The sequence below is a fragment of the Eubacteriaceae bacterium ES3 genome, assembly GCA_030586155.1.
Classification (GTDB): Bacteria; Bacillota; Clostridia; order Eubacteriales; family Eubacteriaceae; genus Acetobacterium.
The window spans coordinates 1,848,564-1,866,969 of sequence record CP130741.1 but is presented as its reverse complement, the minus strand read 5'-3'; the positions used below and the strand labels follow the sequence as shown (position 1 = coordinate 1,866,969).

Below are 18,406 nucleotides of genomic sequence, written 5' to 3'. Positions count from 1 at the left end.
GACTATAAGCATTCCAAAAGAAGATAAAGTTCTTTTATTGTGATTAAAGTTAGAAGCTTTCGTACTCTCTCTATATATAAAGGTTTTATTTTATTAATTTTTGTTGGTATAAGTCCTAGATTGGCATATCAAATAATTGTGTTTTAAATATTCTTTCAATATTATTAAATAAACCCCTACCACTAATGCTATAATAGTACCTATATACATCAATATAAAAAGTTTATTTATTTTCGGATCACCAGAGGGAGGATTTAATGGAAACGATGATTGAGAAGTTTATTAAAGGCACTCAATATGTAAATATTTGGGCAGCGGTATCCACTAAAGAACTGACAACTGCTAATCAGATCAGTGATGATTATCTTAGTCAGGAATGTATCAAGTTTATTCCCGCCAGCGGAGCGGCTACCCGAATGTTTAAAGACTTATACCAATACCTGGAGGATCAGCAGGAGACCGAATTTATAAAAAAGTTTTTTGATAATATAGAAGAACTTGCCTTTTTTGATGACCTGAAAAAAGTTCTAAACGGACAAGAATGGGACACCGCAGAAGGTAAAAGCCAGCTAATTAGACTGCTCCTGACTGATGGTCTCAATTACGGCAATTTACCCAAAGCCCTCTTAAAGGTCCATACTTACGGGGACAGGTCGGTCACCCCGATTGATGAACATATCTACGAATGTGAGCAGTACGCTGGCAAAGACAGGGCCAGACTGCATTTTACCATTTCGGCGGAACATGAATTATTATTCGACCAGTATGTTGAAAAAGCTTTAGCAGGGAAGGACAAGTTCGAGATTACCCATTCCTTTCAGAAAAAATCTACAGATACCCTGGCCGTTGATATGGATAATCAGCCTTTTCTCGACGAAAATGGGGAAATCCTATACCGGGCCGGCGGCCACGGTGCCTTAATTGAAAACCTTAATGACTTGGACGGAGATATAATCTTCATTAAGAATATTGATAACGTCTGTCATCGGGACCGTGTTAAGACAACCATCGATTCCAAGAAAAAGCTGGCCTCCATTGGTTATCAGGTTAAGCAGCAGATAGATGGATATATTGAACAGCTGAATTCTGACTCGGCTGATTTAGAACTGGTATCAGACTTTATTGAAAACACCCTACATATCAAAAGCAAGAAAGCAGTCACCAAAGATACAGCGCTTGGCTTTTTAAACCGGCCACTGCGGGTTTGCGGAGTGGTGAAAAATCAGGGCGAGCCAGGGGGCGGACCTTTTGTGGTGGACAACGGCGATTATCTGGATCTGCAGATTTGTGAAATGTCAGAAATTGATTTAAACGATAAAGAGAAAAAAGACCTGGTCAGTCAGTCGCAGTTTTTCAATCCGGTAGATCTGGTTTGTTTTATAAAAGATTATCAAGGGCAAAAGTTTAATTTACTGGATTTCACTAATCCTGACCGCTACTTTATCAGTGAGAAGACCTACAGGGGTCGAAAGCTTAAAGCCCTGGAACATCCGGGTTTGTGGAACGGTGCCATGGATAACTGGAATACCTTATTTGTAGAGGTTCCGCTGTCTACCTTTAATCCAGTCAAAACGGTTAATGATTTATTGCGTGAGGGGCATAAGCCAATCAAGGGCTAAAATATTTGGGGACGATTTTTTGTTTAAACAAAGAGTCGTCCCCTTTAATTATTGCTGTCACACTTTTTGTCACACGTTGTAGTCAAAAAAGTTATTTGATATAATGACAGTATCTGTATGTATTTATATTGTTACGATAAAAATGATTTACATTTACTGTAAAAGGGGGATTTAATGAATAAGATAAAAAAGATAATTATCGTCTTAGTTCTGTTGATGCCTCTTCTAAGCGGATGCGTGAAGCAAGTTACACAAAGTAAAGCCGATGACGGGCATGTGGACTTAAGTGGTCTGGATCTGGAAAATGAGATCATAACACTTTCTGGGGAATGGGAATTCTACTGGAATCAGTTGCTTCTTCCGGAAAGCATTAATGAGGGAGAACTAAATGGCTATATTAAGCTTCCATCTTCATGGACTCAGTTTGAGATCGATGGTCAGACGATTCCAGGTCAGGGATATGGAACTTACCGTTTAACATTTAATTCTTCACAGAATGGTATTTATGGAATTAAACTACCAAAGATTAAAACTGCTTATGAGCTTTATATTAACAATAAGCTGGTGGCTTCAGCAGGGGTTGTAGGAACAAGTAAAGACGCGATGACGGCCCAGTATCTTTCACAGATTGCCTATTTTAATGCCCGGGAAGGTGAAAATGAACTGGTGATGCTGGTTTCAAATTACTATATGGCCAGCGGCGGACTGGTGGGCGATATCGAATTGGGCAGTGCGGCGAACATCCAGCTGATGCGGGAAAGAAGCCTTAATTACTCGCTGTTTCTATTTGGAGCCCTGTCTATTATTGGAATTTATCATCTGGCGATGTTTCTTTTTAGAAAAAAGGATCATGCTTCTTTATTCTTTGGCCTGTTTTGTATCCTGGTCGCCCTGAGAACGATGATGATAGGCGATTCCTATTATTACACCCTGTTTCAGAATGCTGATTTTACTTTAATGCGGAAGATTCAATCGATTCTATTTTACTTGATGCCGCCAATGCTCGTGCTGTTTTTCAAGGCAATTCTGCCGGATTTCTTCCACAAAAAAATAGCCGATTTATCACTTTTCGTAAGTCTTTTTTATGTCTTTGCCGTAATACTGATGCCGGCCTCTGTGTTTTCTGTTTTCAGCATGATTTATCTGCCCTGGTGCCTTTTTCTGATTTTATATATGGTGGTACAGTTTGTCAGGATTATTCTACGGCATGAAAAAGAAAGTCTAGTGATTGTTTTGGGGGGCATTCCTCTATTAATCGCCGTTTTAATGGATATCATACCTCAGACTGGAATTGTCAATGATCAGTGGCCGCTTTATCTGCAGATGCTTTTTAAAAATAATAACTATTTATCGACCGGGCAACTGATTTTTGTAATGGTCTATTCCTTGCATCTGGCTAAAAAGTACGCCGATAGCCTGGCATTTACAACTGCAACTAATCTGGAGCTGGATGATATAGTGGCTTTAAAAACGGATGCCCTAACGGTTTCCAACCAACAGATTGAGCAACAGAAAACCGCCCTTGAAAAAGCTAATGCCGAGCTGAAAAAAATCTCTTATCACGATCCCCTAACCGGTTTGTGGAATCGCCGGAAATATGACGAAGTCTTAGCTATTGAATGGAAGCGCTGCTTGCGCTACAAACATTCAATTGCAGTGATTTTTATTGATATTGATTACTTCAAGAATTTTAATGATACCTATGGACATCTGGCTGGCGATAAATGCCTGATCATTATTGCCGATATCCTCAATTCTTCCTTGTCCCGCGCAACTGATATGGCTGTGCGTTATGGTGGTGAAGAATTTGTGATATTGCAGCCGGAAACTGACCAGTCTGAAGCCATGAAGACCGCGCATATGCTGCTTGAAAAAATCGAAAATCAGGGAATTCCCCATTGCGATTCCCAGGTTAAAGACTGCGTAACCGTCAGTGTTGGGGTATCGGCTATGGTACCATCCATAAAAACAACACCGGAAATACTGGTGATGGAAGCGGATGAAGCCCTTTATCGGGCTAAAAACAATGGCCGAAATCAGGTGCAGGTCTATTGATTTCAAACGAAAAATTATTAGTGTCCAGAAAGGGGTAGTTAATGAAAAATAACAAAAAAACTTTACTTGTTCTGCTTTTGCTGACTCCCCTTTTAACCGGCTGTGTAAATAGAATCACCCCAACCAGTGCAAGTCAGGGCCGTTTGGATTTAACTGAAGTTGATCTTAATCAGCAACTCGTCAGTCTTTCCGGTGAATGGGAATTCTACTGGAACCAGCTCTTGTATCCATTTATGATCGACCAGGGTGAATTAAGTGCTATTGTTGATGTACCTTCCACCTGGAACAGATATGCCATTGACGGTGAAAAGTTGCCGGGCCAGGGGTATGCAACTTATCGCCTGACCTTTACATCAGATAAAACCGACATCCTGGGAATAAAGATACCGAAAGTGCAAACCGCTTACGAGATGTATATAAACGGGAAACTCATTGCCTCCGCTGGCTTAATTGGTCGGGACGAGGAGGATATGGTTGCCCAGTATCTGCCGCAAATTGCCTTTTTTAATGCGCGGGAAGGTGAAAATGAAATTATTTTGCTGGTTTCCAATTACTATATGCCAAACGGTGGTATGTTGAGCGAAATTGAAATGGGGAGCGCAGCAGGTATTCAGGCCTTGCGGGAAAGCAAATTAAATACTTCGCTGGCAATTTTTGGTGCCCTGGTTATTATGGGCTTTTATCATCTGGCCCTGTTTTTTTTCCGGAAAAAGGATTATTCATCGCTTTACTTTGGATTATTCTGTATGCTGGTTGCAGCCCGTACTTTAATGGCTGGCGAGGGATATTATTACACGCTTTTTCAAAACGGTGATTTTACCTACTTCAGGAAGATCCAAACCATGCTTTTCTATTTGAGTCCACCCATGATTATCCTGTTCTTTGGAGCGATTTTACCTGACTATTTTCATGCTAAAATGGTTGATCTCTCTTTGTATGTAGGTCTTATTTATGCATTAATTGTAATGTTTATACCACTTGGCTTCTTCCATGCCTTCAATACAAGCTATCAGATATGGTGCCTTTTTCTGATCGGCTACATGCTGACCCGATTTGTCAATATCTGGCGACACCGGGTTAAGGGGACTTTTCTGATCAGCCTGGGTGGCCTAATCCTGATTCTTACCATCTTCATCGATATTATTTCGCAAAGCTTTTTTATCAATAATCAATGTCCACCTCTGTTGCAGATGATTTTTAGAAATGATGACTACAGTTCGACAGGTCAATTAATTTTTGTGATTGCTTATTCATTTCATATGGCGAAAACATTTTCGGATTCGCTGGAGTTTAAAACCCAGATGAATGCTCACCTGGATGAAATCGTAACCCAGAGAACACAAGCCTTATCGGAGTCAAATCAGAAGGTTGAACAACAGAAACTGGAGCTTCAAAAAGCCAACGAAGAGCTGCAAAAACTATCCCTTCGGGATCCCCTGACGGGACTATGGAACCGCCGTAAATACGATGAGGTGATCGATATGGAGTGGAAACGCTGTTTGCGCTACAGTCATCCCATTTCCCTGATTTTTATTGACATCGATTATTTTAAATTTTTCAATGACACATATGGTCATCTGGCCGGCGACGACTGTCTTGCCCAAATTGCCAGTATCCTAAAAGCATCTTTGTCCCGGGCAACCGATATGGCAGTCAGATTTGGCGGTGAGGAATTTGTGATTCTTTTGCCGGAAGCAAATGAAATCGAGGCACTTAAAACCTCACAGATGTTGCGGCAAAAAATTGAGGAAAGCGGTATCCCCCACAGTGAGTCCCTTGTGAAAGATTGTGTCACGGTCAGTATTGGCGTTTCTTCGATAATTCCAACTGTTAAAGTCGGACCGGAAAAATTGGTTGAGCAGGCTGATACCGCCCTTTATCGGGCCAAAAATAATGGCCGAAACCAGGTCCAGGTTTTTAGCGGTCAGTAATGTTTTCCGGGGGACTATAAAATGTCTGCTTTGTTATATCTATGAATTTTTATTTAGATAAAATTCTGAAATAGAGTTATTGGAAGGAAGAGATGAAAAAAATCTTGAAAAATATTTTGATTGTCGCCAATGTTCTCCAGCTGATTCTGTTTTTCAGTTTGATTGGGCTGGCAGCCTATATCTTTTTTCACCCTGATGAGGTGGTTGACCAGCTGGCCCATTTTTTAGTCAAGGAAGATCCCATTCAGAATGCCGATGTGATTGTGGTGATCGGCGGGGCAGAGAATACTCTGCGGCTGGAATACGGGGTAGAACTATTAAAGGCTGGTTATGCACCAAGGATTGTTTTTTCTGGGGTGGGTAATGATAAATATGCCAGGCAGCTGCTTGCTGAAAATGGTTTTACTGAAGACCAGTATATTTTTGAACAAACAGCTACGACCACCTTTGAAAATGCCTATAACCTAGAGGCTTATGTGACTGATAAAGCGATTGAGTCGATGATTCTTGTTTCGTCTCCAGTTCAGTCCAGACGGGCACGGTTTATGTTTAAAAAGATTTTCCCGGAGGTCAATGTGATGGGGACTTTTTCTCCGGATTCGATCTATGAACCGGACCTGGTTTTTGAAGAAAAAGAGATCCGTCAGCAGATGTCTGCAGAGGCGACAAAATCTGTATATTATTACATGAAATATGCATTTTATAAGTCATAAAAAGCACTTGACAAGTTGATGGCGATGCCTTATATATAAAATATATTAAAATAAGGTTGTCACATGGAAAAAAAACAATTAAATTACATAAATTTGCCTACAAACTGTTGACAGGAAAATGAAATTGTTGTAGAATAAGGGCAAATAAATATTTGCTAACGCAAAACTGAATATTAAGGGCAAACTCACTGAAAAGTGAGGACGCAAAACTATAGGGTCTAAATAATTTTATTATAAGACAGCCAGTTGCAAAAAGGTTTAAAAGTAAACTCAGAGCAACGGTGACGTTGCTCTTTTTATTTTCACAAAATTAAATATTTGGCAAACTCATCGAAAGGTGAGGACGCAAAGCTATAGGGTCTAAATAATTTTATTATAAGACAGCCAGTTGCAAGGTTTTTAAAGAACTTAAGAGCAACGGCAACGTTGCTCTTTTTATTTTGAAAATATTGGTAAAATATAAAAAAAGTAAAAAGAATAAATATGGTGACAAAGTTACAGTAAACAGCATAAGCATAGGATATTATGATGGTGTAACAAGGCACTTACAAAAATTTAAATAACTATAAAAATTGAATATTTGGCAAACTCATCGAAAGGTGAGGGCGCAAAGCTATAGGGCCTAAGTAATTTATATGGCAGCCAGTTGCAAAGTATATCTTTCCTGAAAGATTAAAAAGAGCAAACTGGCAGAGCAAAGCTCTTTTATCCGGAAGGGGAGATAAAAATGAAAACTAAAATCAATGCAATCATCAATAACAGTAAAAAGAATATTAAAAAAGTGGTTACATCCTCAATCGCAGCAGTTTTGCTGATGAGTTCAGCTTCAACCGGTATTGCCTTTGCAGCCGAAAACGGAAGCACACCAAACGATCCATACTTGGGAAATGCCTGGCAGTTGGAAGAAATTGGCATCAACAATACCTGGAATGCAGTTGATACAGATAATGAAATAGTTGTTGCAGTTTTAGATACTGGCCTGGATTTAAGTGCAGAAGATTTAGCCGGACGCATTACTGATGGTTATGACTACATCAAGAATACTTCAGACATGACAGACACTGACGGACACGGCACAATGGTTGCAAGTGCAATCGCCGCTTTAGCAGATAACGGAATCGGAATTGCCGGCGCAGCAGGAACAGCAAATGTAAAAATCGCTCCTTACCGGGTTGGTGAAGCATCTTTAGATAACGATGCAGTTTATGAAGCAATCATGGATGCAGCAAATCGTGAAGAAGTTCGCATCATTAATTTAAGCTTCGGCTCAAATGTTTATAATGAACGTCAGGCACAGGCAATTGCCTTCGCAATTGAACAGGGCAAAATCATTATCGCCGGTGCTGGAAATCACGGTGAAGAAGTTGATGGCGTTGACCCTTACTACTACCCAGCTTCTTACCCCGGCGTTATCTCAGTTGGTTCAGTTGGAAAAGATGGCGAAATCGCAGCTTTCTCACAGACAAATGATGCAGTTGATGTTTATGTACCAGGCGAAAGCTTGACTTTATTATCAATCAATAACCGATATGTATGGGAAAGCGGAACATCATTCTCAACCGGTATCGTTTCTGGAATCGCAGCCAGCTTATTGGCTCAGAATCCTTCCCTGACTGCTGAAGATGTAGAATCAATCTTAAAAGACACAGCTAAAGACTTCACCGATTCTGAATTGGCATTTGGTGCTGGAGAAATTCAGGCCGCTCAGGCTTTGGAAGTTGTTAAAAATCGAATGACCTTTACATATGTAGCCTCACAGGCTAGCTTGGAAGCAGGTCAGTCCTTATAAGACATAAGAAGAAAAAGCGCTCCTGACAAGATAAAAGCAAGTATGAAAAGTCTTTAAGCGGTTCTGATATTATCTATCAGAATCGTTTTTATATTTAAAATTTGAGTGGAAAAAGTTCTAATAAGAAACTGAATGTTGCAAAAAAACGTTTATGTTTAAAAATAGAACATTTTTTTATAAAAATTTATGAATAATTCAGGAGATTTTGGGCAGTAAAAGTTACAAATCGTCGATTTTGTAATCTAAATTTGTTGCTTTAAGATTGAAATTAACTTAAATATTTGGTAAAATATCTCATATCTAATAGTGAATATGTATCAACAAAAAAGCACATTTGTTAAACATTTATTACTTTTGTTTTTCAGTTTCAGAGGAGGTGAGAAATTTGCTGCAGACACGGATAGAAGAATTGATTAATGAATACGGCGAGAGTGTCCAATCAATTGCTGAAATGGGACACTTGGATCGCACGACGATTCAAAAGATAAAATCTGGAAAGCGTCTGCCAACCCGTGAATTTCTCTGTCGATTCAGTCAGGTTTTGCAGCTGTCTAAGCCCGATGAAGACGAGCTGTTGGACCTGCTGGAAATGGAAAAGTGTGGAATGCAGATCTATCAGAACAGGCAAACGATTAAAGAACTGATCGAACTGATTTCTGAACTGACTGAATATGAGATCCCGATTAAAAAAAATATCGACACCAAATCCATCGATATTAACGATGTACAGATTTTAGAAGAGAACAAAAGCGTTTACGGTTTGGAGAATATCATTGCCCTCATGCATCAGGTCATTGATCGCGAAGTTTATTTCAGAGAAGAGCCAAGGATTAAGCTGGTATCCTCCAGCGATCAGAATTTCCTGTATCATTATTTATTCCATGAAATGATGGGAAACAGAAAACGATTAATAATACAGGATATAGTCTGTTTTACTGAAGAAGAAAATAGTCAGGGAGATCAGGCATTGAGTACGCTCAAATTTCTGCTTGGTATTTCTCTGCTTGAAAATGTGACATATGATGCAAATTATATGATGATTCAGGACCAGAATATTAAAAGCAATCAATCAGGTGTGGTCTTTTTTATACTGACAACGACAGAGGTGATGGTCATATCACCGGACTTTAAACTGGGGGTCAGGTATCGGACTCAGGACAAACTGGATTATTACAATTCTCGATTTAATGCTTTGTTTTCGCAAACTAAACAATTAATCATCGATAATAATAATCCACTGCAGATATACAGCGCTTTTGATCTGGAGTATGAACCTCGTGTAATTCTTGAGCCCATTCCCTGTTTCGCCCACTATTTTACGGACCTATTTATAGAAGATAAAGTACGTAAGGATTTTCCTTTTTACCAGGCACTATTACCGTTTGCAAAAAGCTTTTATTCAAATCTCAGGAAAAGTGGGAAGGCAATGAAGAATGTTTTTTCCTTTAAGTATCTTGAAATATTTATGGAAAATGGGGAGCTTTATCTGCCTGAATCAGTGTCTGAGACAGTTGATCCTCCGGAAAGGCTGGCCTTTTTAAAGCTGGTGCGTGATGACCTGGCAAGCGGGAAGAGAAAGTTTAATGTTGTCAATGAGACGTTGTTTTTTATCAATAATGCTGCTGAATATTCAGATGAAGTGAATTCTCTGCAGATAACATTTCATTATCGCATAAAGCAGAAACAAGTGTTTAAATCGATAAACATAAGGAAGGCATCAATCAGAGCAGCCTTTAAAGATTTTTTCAGCTATTTATCGGTTAGTGAATGGGTTAACAGTGAAAGAATTACATTAGAAAAGCTGAATGTCCTGATTGATAAATATGAAAAACGTCCGGAATTTCAAATGATTCATGACAGATATTTTCTCGGTGGTGAATTTAAAGTCGAGAATGTCAATTCGGCTACGAGCTGATTTAAATTGAAAGCAGGTCCAGATGAAAAATACCTTATCGAAATGTTTTAAAGAACTACTGGATGATAATGGCCAGACCATCTACGGATTGGCAGAAATATTAGAAATTGAACGAACACAGCTGCAAAAGTTTTTTTCTGGTTCCAGAAATTTATCCCGAGAAAATTTTAAAATTCTGGTGGACTATTTCAAACCGGACCAGGAAAAACTTTATGAGCTTCTTACCTTGTTTGAAATAGAGAGTCAGGGCCTTTATCGCTATAATGAACACTACAAATTTATGGACCTTTTGCAAACACTTAGCAGCTTTCAGGACAGCAAAAAAGACTTTTTAAAAAGCACGCGACTGCCCTTAAATTATGAAATAGAAAAACTTCCACTTCAGTTTGTTGAGGGCAATACACAGGTCATTTCAGTAATTGAAAATCTTTTGTTTAAGGAAATGCAACGTGAACAGGAGGCCCATGTGATCCTGTCGCTGAGAGAAAACTATGATCTTTTAAACGAGTTGCTGCTGCGGATGGACTATATGGACTTAACCGGGGGAGTCGTCCAAAATTTAATTCCGATAGTCAATAATAAAAAGTTGGAGAATAATCTTGAGGCGTTAGAGACAGCTTTTATGTTAGGTTGTCTTAAAAATATCAAATTTGAACCATATTATTATTATACGGCATCTAAAAAAGGAACAGATTTGAGTATTTTAATGCCAAACTATTTTATTACATCTTCGAATCTGCTCTTAATCGATGACGATTTAAAGTCGGCAGTTATTGTTGACCGCCCGGAAGTCATTGATTACTATAAAAATAAGGCAACTTCAATTATTCGCCAGTCCCAATCGCTTATTAACAGGGTAGAAACCCAGTGTCCGATCAATGCCAGAGCCTGCTTTATTCATGAAGATGAAAATAAAAAGCGAGAATATATGATCGCCCAGAAGGCAATCGATTTTCTTAAAGAAAAAGATCCTGAAAATAAGATGGCTAGAAGAAGTCTTTATGAACAGATATTGCCTGACGGTGAAAATGAACCTTCTGTTTTTTTACTGCGCGATCAATTTATCAGTGGTAAAAATTCGATTGTTTTTAAGTATAATGAAGAATCAATGGACTTTGAAATCATTTTTGAATGTCATCATGCAAAAAAAATAGCTGGTATCAGGATTAATGAATTCGGGATTAACAAGGCTTTCAATGAGTTTGTCAGGCACCTGCCCGAATCTGTTTACATTTATTCTCGAGAAGAAATTGAAAAATGGTTTAAAAAAGCCCCGTGATAATTATCACGGGGCTTTGGCATTTAAAAAGCAGATTTCATATCGACTTTATATTTTCCTTTTAATTCTTCAACTTTTCCGATAAAAGATCGGTTTTGTTTTTCGCGCAGCAGGAAATTGCGGGCATTTTCCTTAACAGCTTCAAAGGGGATGGTTTCAGAAATTTTTCGGTCCACAACCTTGATGATATGGAAACCAAATTGCGTCTGTACTGGTACTTCAGTCATTTCGTCAACTTCCAGAGCAAAAGCCGCAGTTTCGAATTCCGGTACCATTTTACCTTTTGAGAAGTAGCCTAAATCACCGCCCTGATCTTTTGAGGGGCAAACAGAGAATTCTTTGGCAGCATCTTCAAAAGTTTTGCCATCTTTAATTTCATCAATAATCTGTGCCGCCTGTTCTTCTGTTGGCACCAGTACATGAAGAGCGCGAATGCTGTCAGGTGCAATAAACTGATCTGGGTTTTCATCGTAGAATTTCTGTACTTCTTCATCAGGGACAGATATATTCATCATGAACTGGGCAATCATATGAGTTTTTAAAAGTTTTTCCTCAGCATCTTTAACCATAGCTTTAAATTCTTCGGTTTCATCTGCTTTGGCTGCTTTTCCTTCCAGATAGAATAGCTCCTGAGCCACTAATTCTTCCAGTAACTGACGTCGGCCTTCGCGGGTTTGAAACTGTTGTGCCTGCTCCTGGGGTAATTGTTTAATCAGGTTCTCGAGGTCTGTTGAATAAATTTCTTTACCTTCAACAGTAGCTAAAGGGGTTTTTTCCATTATATTCTCCTTAATATTCAAAATAATTTTGTTACTCTTAAAATCATAGCTTGCGAGCGGGTTTTTGTCAACACCAAAGACGATGGCCTAAGTTTTTATTCTATATATAGATAGGTGAGCCTAAGCTTTGAAAATTGCACTGTCTGGCAAAAATTGCAGTTTTTTTTTATAGGTAATGCGTTAGGAAAAGAGAAAGGGGTAGAAATAATATAGAATGATTATTAATAAAACCTTAAAAAATTTCACGAAATTTGAACAAACTTGACATTTACATAGTATTTCACTATAATTAAATCAATAGTTAGGTAAATGCTAACTAAATTAAAGGGTGAGATCATGATATGTAAGAAAAATGATTTGTATGAAGTTTATCAGCGACTACATGAACTGGAAGCAGAATTTCTCGATACAGAAAAGTCATTTTGTCAGGCGCAGGAGTTGACATCCAATCAGATTAAATATTTAAAGATCATTGATGCGAGATATCGGGTCACTTTCAGTCAACTGGCTGAGGAGACCAATAATTCCAAACCAACGATTACCGAAACGATTAGTCGATTCATCTCCCAGGGCTGCGTGTATCGTGAACGATCTGCAGAAGATCGCAGAGTTTTTTATATCTACCTCACACCAAAGGGCAAGTCCATAGCCCGAGCACAAGAAAAAACAAAATTGCGATTAATTGAACGTATTCAGGAAAATCTGACCGAAGATGAGATGAAGCAGTTTATTATCCTGCTTAACAAGGTTCTCAGTTAGGTCTTTAAGAGGAGGAAGAAAAATGAATACTTTTGAAGTAAAAAACGCACCACTTATTCCGATCACGGAAACAGTCATTTACCCGGGGATTTCTAATCGAATCTTTGTAAATGATGAAATTGGCAATAATATAAAAGAATTGATTATAAAAAACAACACCCTGGCAATCGGGTTGTCAACCACTGACTATAAAGGTCTGGTACAACTAACTGCTGATTCCTTTTATCGAATTGGTGTATTAATGAAATTTGACAATATTCAGAAATCAGATAATGGATACATTATCGATATTACCACAATTAACCGAGTTAAAACTCTGGATTTCAAATTTGAAGAAAAACAGATTACCGCTTCCTACGTTGAACAACCGGATATACTGGATGTTAACGAGGATGAAGAGCAGGAAATGATCATCTATATTAAAGGACTGATGAAAGAGCTGGGCCATAATTTTAAGGGCGCAGAATATTTCCTGAATATCATTGATGGCTTAGGCTCACTTGAAGAAATCATGGGATACACCGTTCCAATGATGGGAATTTCTTTGAAGAATAAACAGGATTTATTAGAAATTGACTCTTTAAAAGAAAGAACCTTAAGTTTCATTGATTATATCATTAGAGAGAAAGATTCCGTTCACCTGCAGCTGGAAATCAGCCGTAAATATTCGCAGCGACGAGATAAAACCTACCGTGAAGCAATGCTTCGTGAACAGCTGAAGAACATCAAAGCTGAACTGGGTGAAATGGATGCAGAACTTGAAGAAGAAATTGATTACCGTAAAAGGGTTGACGAAGCAGATTTTCCGGAAGAAATCAGAAAAGTTGCTTTAAAAGAAGTCCGTAAACTGGAAAATTCGCCACCAAACGGTGGTGAAAGCAATGTCATTATGAATTATCTGGATTTGCTGTTAGAACTTCCGTGGACCAGTGAGCATAAAGAAATTGACATTGACAATGCCAGAAAAGTATTAAATGAACATCACTATGGAATTGACGATGTTAAAAAACGAATCATCGAGCATCTGGCCGTGATGAAATTAAAAGAAGACAAACAGGGTTCAATCCTCTTGCTTGTGGGACCTCCGGGAACCGGGAAAACCAGCCTGGGTAAGAGTATTGCCGAAGCATTGGATCGTAAATATGTCAGAGCAAGTCTTGGCGGTGTTCGAGATGAAGCAGAAATTCGTGGTCATCGAAAAACTTATCTGGGTGCAATGCCAGGACGAATCATTAAAGGCATCAATAATGCTGAATCTAAAAATCCTGTCTTTATCCTGGATGAAATTGACAAAATGGGAATGTCACATCAAGGCGACCCGGGAGCTGCTTTACTGGAAGTTTTGGATCCCGAACAGAACTCAACTTTCTCAGATCATTATCTGGAAGTTCCCTACGACTTGTCAGAAGTATTCTTTATTGCGACAGCCAATGATTTAAGCACTATTCCTGGTCCGCTTTTAGACCGTGCAGAAGTCATCCAGTTGTCAAGCTACACTAATGGAGAAAAACGTCATATTGCAAGTGAGCATTTAATTCCTAAAGTATTGAAGGACCATGGTTTAACCGATGAAATGTTACAGTTTGATCCGGAAGCTATTGAGCTGATCATTGAAAATTATACCGCCGAAGCCGGCGTTCGAGGACTGACTAAACAGCTGGCAAAAATTGCCCGAGTCGTATCAGAAAAGATTGTTTCAAAAACTGTGGAACTGCCATTTGTGGTATCTGATAAAAACTTGGGTGATCTCTTAGGTAATAAAACCAGACGCCATGAAAAAGCCGGCGAAAATAATAAACCGGGTGTGGTTACTGGAATGGCTTGGACCGCAGTAGGTGGAGAGATTCTCTTTACGGAAGCCAGCTTAATGCCAGGTAACGGCAAATTGACCTTAACCGGACAGCTTGGTGACGTGATGAAAGAAAGTGCCACCATTGCCATGAGTTTAATTAGAGGACGCCTGGGTGATCTGGCTGATGGATTTGATTTCTTTAAAAATGATACCCACATCCATGTCCCATCAGGTTCGACTCCTAAAGACGGCCCATCTGCCGGTGTGACCTTAACGACCGCTCTGGCCTCACTGATTATTGGCAAGCCGGTGGACTCAAAACTGGCAATGACCGGAGAAATTACGCTTAGTGGTCAGGTATTACCAGTTGGAGGCATTAAAGAAAAAGTTATTGCAGCACATCGCAGCGGTATTAAAAAAGTACTGCTTCCTAAAGAAAATGAAAAAGATGTAGCTGATATTCCAGAAGAAGTTCGTAATGAGCTGGAAATTGTATACTGTGGCTCAATTGAAGAAGTTTTAAAACAGGCACTTGGCATAGAATTGCCGGAACCGAAACTGATTTTCAACCGTCCCGAAGACGAAACAAAAGCGACGCTAAACATTAACTAAACTTATAGATGAACTAACTGTAGTTGCTAAAACACGTATTACTCCTCCGAAATGAAGCCGGTTTTCCGGCTTCATTTTTTTATAGAAGCGATTAATAAATATTAGATGTAACTGAAAGGGCTTAAAAATGTTAGAGAAATCTCTGACTTCGTGTTATAATTTAGGACATGAGTATAAAAATGTTAAGTGCGGAGACCATTAACAAAATAGCAGCCGGGGAAGTAATTGTTCGTCCGGTTTCGGTTGTCAAGGAACTGGTTGAAAACTCAATTGATGCCGGGGCAAAAAAGATTGCTGTCACGCTGGAAGCTGGGGGAAAACAGTCCATAACAGTTAGAGATGATGGCTGCGGGATTGCTTATAAAGAAGTTCCGCTGGCCTTTAAACGCCATGCAACCAGCAAACTGTCACGGCTTGAAGACCTTGAAGTCTTAACATCACTGGGCTTTCGCGGTGAGGCGCTTTCTAGTGTTTCGGCCGTTTCCAAGGTGACCATTACAAGCAAAAGCCTTGATGAAGAGATGGGCAGTATCAGTGAGTTTGAAGAAGGACGGCTTATTGATCAGCGGGTTTGCGCTTATTCAGGTGGGACAGAAATCCGGATCGGCGACTTATTTTATAATACACCAGCCCGTAGAAAACATCTGGCCAGAGACCAGAAGGAAGAACTGCTGATTAAAGATTTACTGAACAAACTGGCCCTTTCACATCCTCAGATCGATTTTTCATTAATTTCCAGAGGTAAAACCATTATGGACACCACTGGTGCCGGCAGTCTATTGCAGGTAATCAGTTTACTGTACGGTGAAAACCTGTCACAAAATCTGATTGAGCTTGAATACGAAAATCAGCCTATGCTTTTAAAAGGCTTTATCGGTAATCTGCAAACGACTCGGGCAAGCCGGGAAGATCAGATCTTTTTTATCAATCAGCGTTTTATTAAAAGTCGGGCCCTGGCCGATGCCTTTGAGGAGGCTTATTCCGGTTATCTGATGAAAAACACCCATCCTTTGGGGATTATTTTTCTCGATTTGCCTAGTCGGATGCTGGATGTCAATATTCATCCGGCTAAAACTGAAATCAAAATCCTAAATCAGAGCTTGATTCAAATTCTATTTAGGCAGGGAATCAGAGAACACTTAAAAAAGGCAAATCTGGTGGTCGATATTGCTGAAGTTGTGAAAGCGGAACAAGAAGAAAAGCCGGATTTTCAGCCCCAGGTGATTCAGGATTCTTTTATTAAAAAGAAAGAAAAGCTGGCAGATGAAGATATCAGTCAAAGCGCTACAGATAAAAGATCGACTCAACCGACTTCATCAGCGAGCCTGACAATCCCGGGTGAAGAAACGCAGAACAGCCTTTACGCAAAGGCCTTAAAAGATAAGCATATAATAGAAGATAGTATAATAGCCAAAAAAGATCTTGTTCTACCGGAAATCAAAATCGAAGATAAAGCGATTCCTCAAGCTGGCTGTTCAAATCAGATAATGGAAGAAAGAATTAATTATCAGAAGTCAGGGCAGGTCCAGGATTCTAGTGACTTTATCGGCCAAAAGCCGGTGTCCAAGAATCGTTTGCCACGGCCTGACTTTTTAAAAATGAAATTAATCGGGCAGTTATTTGATATCTATATTTTACTGCAGTCACAGGATCAGGTCTATTTAATCGATCAGCATGCCGCGCATGAAGCCTTTCTGACGCAGGAGTTTGAGTCTATTTTTGCCGGAGACCATGCAATTCCGTCTCAGCAGCTGCTGTCACCCCTGACGTTAAAATTTCGGCCCAAAGATAAAAAAGCGGTTGTAGAGAACCTGGGACTTTTTAAACAGATGGGGTTTGAAACAGAAATATTTGGCGAAGCCTGTCTTTTAGTGCGCAGTGTCCCGATCATTTTAGGCGAAACGTTGGAACTGTCATTCCTAGAAGATTTTATAGCAGAATACAGCGGTACAGGCTTTGCTGCCTGGGAGGATAAAAACCCCCTTGCAGAGCCGATTAAAAACCGACTGATTACTATGGCCTGCAAGGCTGCAATTAAGGGCGGCCAGGCTTTATCGGAATCGGAAATAAAAGTCCTGCTGGAGCGGTTGATGGAGCTTGATAATCCTTTTACCTGTCCTCATGGCCGGCCGATTATCTTACGACTTAAAGAATACGAACTGATGAAACTCTTTAAACGGGTGGTGTAAAATGAAAAACAAACCGGACGTGATTGTGATTCTGGGACCAACAGCCAGTGGTAAAACTGGATTAGGTGTGGAAGTCGCGAAAAAAATCGGTGGGGAGATCATTTCTGCTGATTCCATGCAGATTTACAAATTTATGAATATCGGGACCGCCAAGGTGACAGAAGAAGAGATGGAGGGGATTCCCCATCATCTGATTGATTTTGTCATGCCTAACGAAGATTTCAGTGTTGCAGACTACAAGGACCTGGCAACGCAAAAGATATGGGAGATTGTTGAGCGGAATAAAATTCCGATGGTGGTTGGCGGAACCGGCCTTTATATCAATAGCCTGACCTTACCCTGGAATTTTGAAAAAAAAGCCGGAGATGAAGAGGTCCGCTGGCGGCTGACCGCTGAAGCTGAAGTTTTAGGCCGCGATTATCTTTATGAACGTCTCCAGGAAATTGATCCGGTCAGTGCCGAAAAAATCCATCCCAATAATATCAATCGGGTCATCCGGGCCCTGGAAATTTTTGAGGTAACGGGAAAGCCGAAATCACATTTAGACGAACAGAATAAAAATCAGGACTTGCCTTTTAATTACCACCTGATTGGTATTGACTGGCCACGAGAAATCCTCTATGACCGGATTAATTCCCGGGTCGATCAGATGATTGAAAATGGCCTTTTAGAAGAAGGTGAAATGTTACTGGAACGTGAATATGATTGGAATCTGGGAGCCATGAAAGCCATTGGCTACAAAGAGTTACGGCCCTATTATGAAAATCAGGCATTGCTTCAAGAAGTGGTGGAAATACTAAAGCGGGATACCAGACATTTTGCCAAACGCCAGATGACCTGGTTTAGAAAAGATGGTCGGATTAACTGGCTCAAGATGGATTTATCAAAAACCGTCGACCAACTGGTGACAGAATGCCTCGATATCATACATCGTGCAGGAATTAAAGAAAAAGGAATATAAGGAAAGAGCAAAT

Annotated in this window: 12 protein-coding genes and 3 riboswitches; of the genes, 11 read left to right on the top strand and 1 reads right to left on the bottom strand. The window is 39.7% G+C overall.

Going from position 1 to position 18,406, the window contains the following annotated elements:
- Positions 1-257 precede the first annotated feature (257 nt).
- From Q5O24_08480 to Q5O24_08450, 7 genes are all read left to right on the top strand, one after another.
- Positions 258-1,619 carry a DUF4301 family protein gene (locus tag Q5O24_08480; protein ID WKY46423.1) on the top strand — a complete coding sequence of 454 codons (1,362 nt, stop codon included), beginning with the start codon at positions 258-260 and terminating at the stop codon, positions 1,617-1,619.
- A 174-nt stretch (positions 1,620-1,793) separates the two neighbouring features.
- The gene (locus Q5O24_08475) at positions 1,794-3,674 is read left to right on the top strand and encodes a diguanylate cyclase (GenBank protein WKY46422.1); all 1,881 of its coding nucleotides are present in this window, start codon (positions 1,794-1,796) and stop codon (positions 3,672-3,674) included.
- Positions 3,675-3,715: 41 nt separating this feature from the next.
- A complete protein-coding gene (locus Q5O24_08470) occupies positions 3,716-5,605 on the top strand; it encodes a diguanylate cyclase (GenBank protein WKY46421.1) in 1,890 nt (629 codons plus the stop codon).
- Between the two features lie 92 nt (positions 5,606-5,697).
- Positions 5,698-6,318, top strand: coding sequence for a YdcF family protein (locus tag Q5O24_08465; GenBank protein ID WKY46420.1), 621 nt, complete (start codon positions 5,698-5,700; stop codon positions 6,316-6,318).
- 168 nt (positions 6,319-6,486) lie between these two features.
- A riboswitch (cyclic di-GMP riboswitch) is annotated at positions 6,487-6,572 on the top strand.
- Positions 6,573-6,628: 56 nt separating this feature from the next.
- Positions 6,629-6,714, top strand: a riboswitch (cyclic di-GMP riboswitch).
- Between the two features lie 176 nt (positions 6,715-6,890).
- Positions 6,891-6,972, top strand: a riboswitch (cyclic di-GMP riboswitch).
- A gap of 73 nt (positions 6,973-7,045) precedes the next feature.
- Positions 7,046-8,107, top strand: a complete 1,062-nt coding sequence (locus Q5O24_08460; GenBank protein WKY46419.1) for a S8 family serine peptidase — start codon at positions 7,046-7,048, stop codon at positions 8,105-8,107.
- 385 nt (positions 8,108-8,492) lie between these two features.
- A complete protein-coding gene (locus Q5O24_08455; GenBank protein ID WKY46418.1) occupies positions 8,493-10,022 on the top strand; it encodes a helix-turn-helix transcriptional regulator in 1,530 nt (509 codons plus the stop codon).
- Between the two features lie 22 nt (positions 10,023-10,044).
- The gene (locus Q5O24_08450; GenBank protein ID WKY46417.1) at positions 10,045-11,301 is read left to right on the top strand and encodes a helix-turn-helix transcriptional regulator; all 1,257 of its coding nucleotides are present in this window, start codon (positions 10,045-10,047) and stop codon (positions 11,299-11,301) included.
- Between the two features lie 23 nt (positions 11,302-11,324).
- On the opposite strand, the gene Q5O24_08445 is transcribed toward Q5O24_08450, so the two are convergent.
- Complete coding sequence (locus Q5O24_08445) at positions 11,325-12,080, bottom strand: peptidylprolyl isomerase (GenBank protein ID WKY46416.1); 756 nt, start codon at positions 12,078-12,080, stop codon at positions 11,325-11,327.
- Positions 12,081-12,416: 336 nt separating this feature from the next.
- Here Q5O24_08445 and Q5O24_08440 point away from each other — a divergent pair, with 336 nt between their 5' ends.
- The 4 genes from Q5O24_08440 (at position 12,417) to miaA (ending at position 18,393) form a co-directional block, all read left to right on the top strand.
- Positions 12,417-12,839, top strand: a complete 423-nt coding sequence (locus tag Q5O24_08440; GenBank protein ID WKY46415.1) for a MarR family winged helix-turn-helix transcriptional regulator — start codon at positions 12,417-12,419, stop codon at positions 12,837-12,839.
- Between the two features lie 22 nt (positions 12,840-12,861).
- Positions 12,862-15,243 (top strand): endopeptidase La, encoded by a 2,382-nt coding sequence (lon, locus tag Q5O24_08435; protein WKY46414.1) that lies wholly within the window; start codon positions 12,862-12,864, stop codon positions 15,241-15,243.
- A gap of 179 nt (positions 15,244-15,422) precedes the next feature.
- Positions 15,423-17,432: a DNA mismatch repair endonuclease MutL gene (mutL, locus tag Q5O24_08430; protein WKY46413.1), complete on the top strand. Its 2,010-nt coding sequence runs from the start codon at positions 15,423-15,425 to the stop codon at positions 17,430-17,432.
- A 1-nt stretch (position 17,433) separates the two neighbouring features.
- Positions 17,434-18,393: a tRNA (adenosine(37)-N6)-dimethylallyltransferase MiaA gene (gene miaA, locus Q5O24_08425; GenBank protein WKY46412.1), complete on the top strand. Its 960-nt coding sequence runs from the start codon at positions 17,434-17,436 to the stop codon at positions 18,391-18,393.
- The last annotated feature ends 13 nt before the right edge of the window (positions 18,394-18,406 follow it).

What these genes read in the sequence shown, in the direction of transcription:
- miaA (WKY46412.1), top strand. Translation starts at nt 17,434, where the DNA reads ATGAAAAACAAACCGGACGTGATTGTGATTCTGGGACCAACAGCCAGT.
- Q5O24_08440 (WKY46415.1), top strand. Translation starts at nt 12,417, where the DNA reads ATGATATGTAAGAAAAATGATTTGTATGAAGTTTATCAGCGACTACAT.
- Q5O24_08465 (WKY46420.1), top strand. Translation starts at nt 5,698, where the DNA reads ATGAAAAAAATCTTGAAAAATATTTTGATTGTCGCCAATGTTCTCCAG.
- mutL (WKY46413.1), top strand. Translation starts at nt 15,423, where the DNA reads ATGTTAAGTGCGGAGACCATTAACAAAATAGCAGCCGGGGAAGTAATT.
- Q5O24_08460 (WKY46419.1), top strand. Translation starts at nt 7,046, where the DNA reads ATGAAAACTAAAATCAATGCAATCATCAATAACAGTAAAAAGAATATT.
- Q5O24_08470 (WKY46421.1), top strand. Translation starts at nt 3,716, where the DNA reads ATGAAAAATAACAAAAAAACTTTACTTGTTCTGCTTTTGCTGACTCCC.
- Q5O24_08480 (WKY46423.1), top strand. Translation starts at nt 258, where the DNA reads ATGGAAACGATGATTGAGAAGTTTATTAAAGGCACTCAATATGTAAAT.
- Q5O24_08475 (WKY46422.1), top strand. Translation starts at nt 1,794, where the DNA reads ATGAATAAGATAAAAAAGATAATTATCGTCTTAGTTCTGTTGATGCCT.
- lon (WKY46414.1), top strand. Translation starts at nt 12,862, where the DNA reads ATGAATACTTTTGAAGTAAAAAACGCACCACTTATTCCGATCACGGAA.
- Q5O24_08450 (WKY46417.1), top strand. Translation starts at nt 10,045, where the DNA reads ATGAAAAATACCTTATCGAAATGTTTTAAAGAACTACTGGATGATAAT.
- Q5O24_08445 (WKY46416.1), bottom strand. Translation starts at nt 12,080, where the DNA reads ATGGAAAAAACCCCTTTAGCTACTGTTGAAGGTAAAGAAATTTATTCA.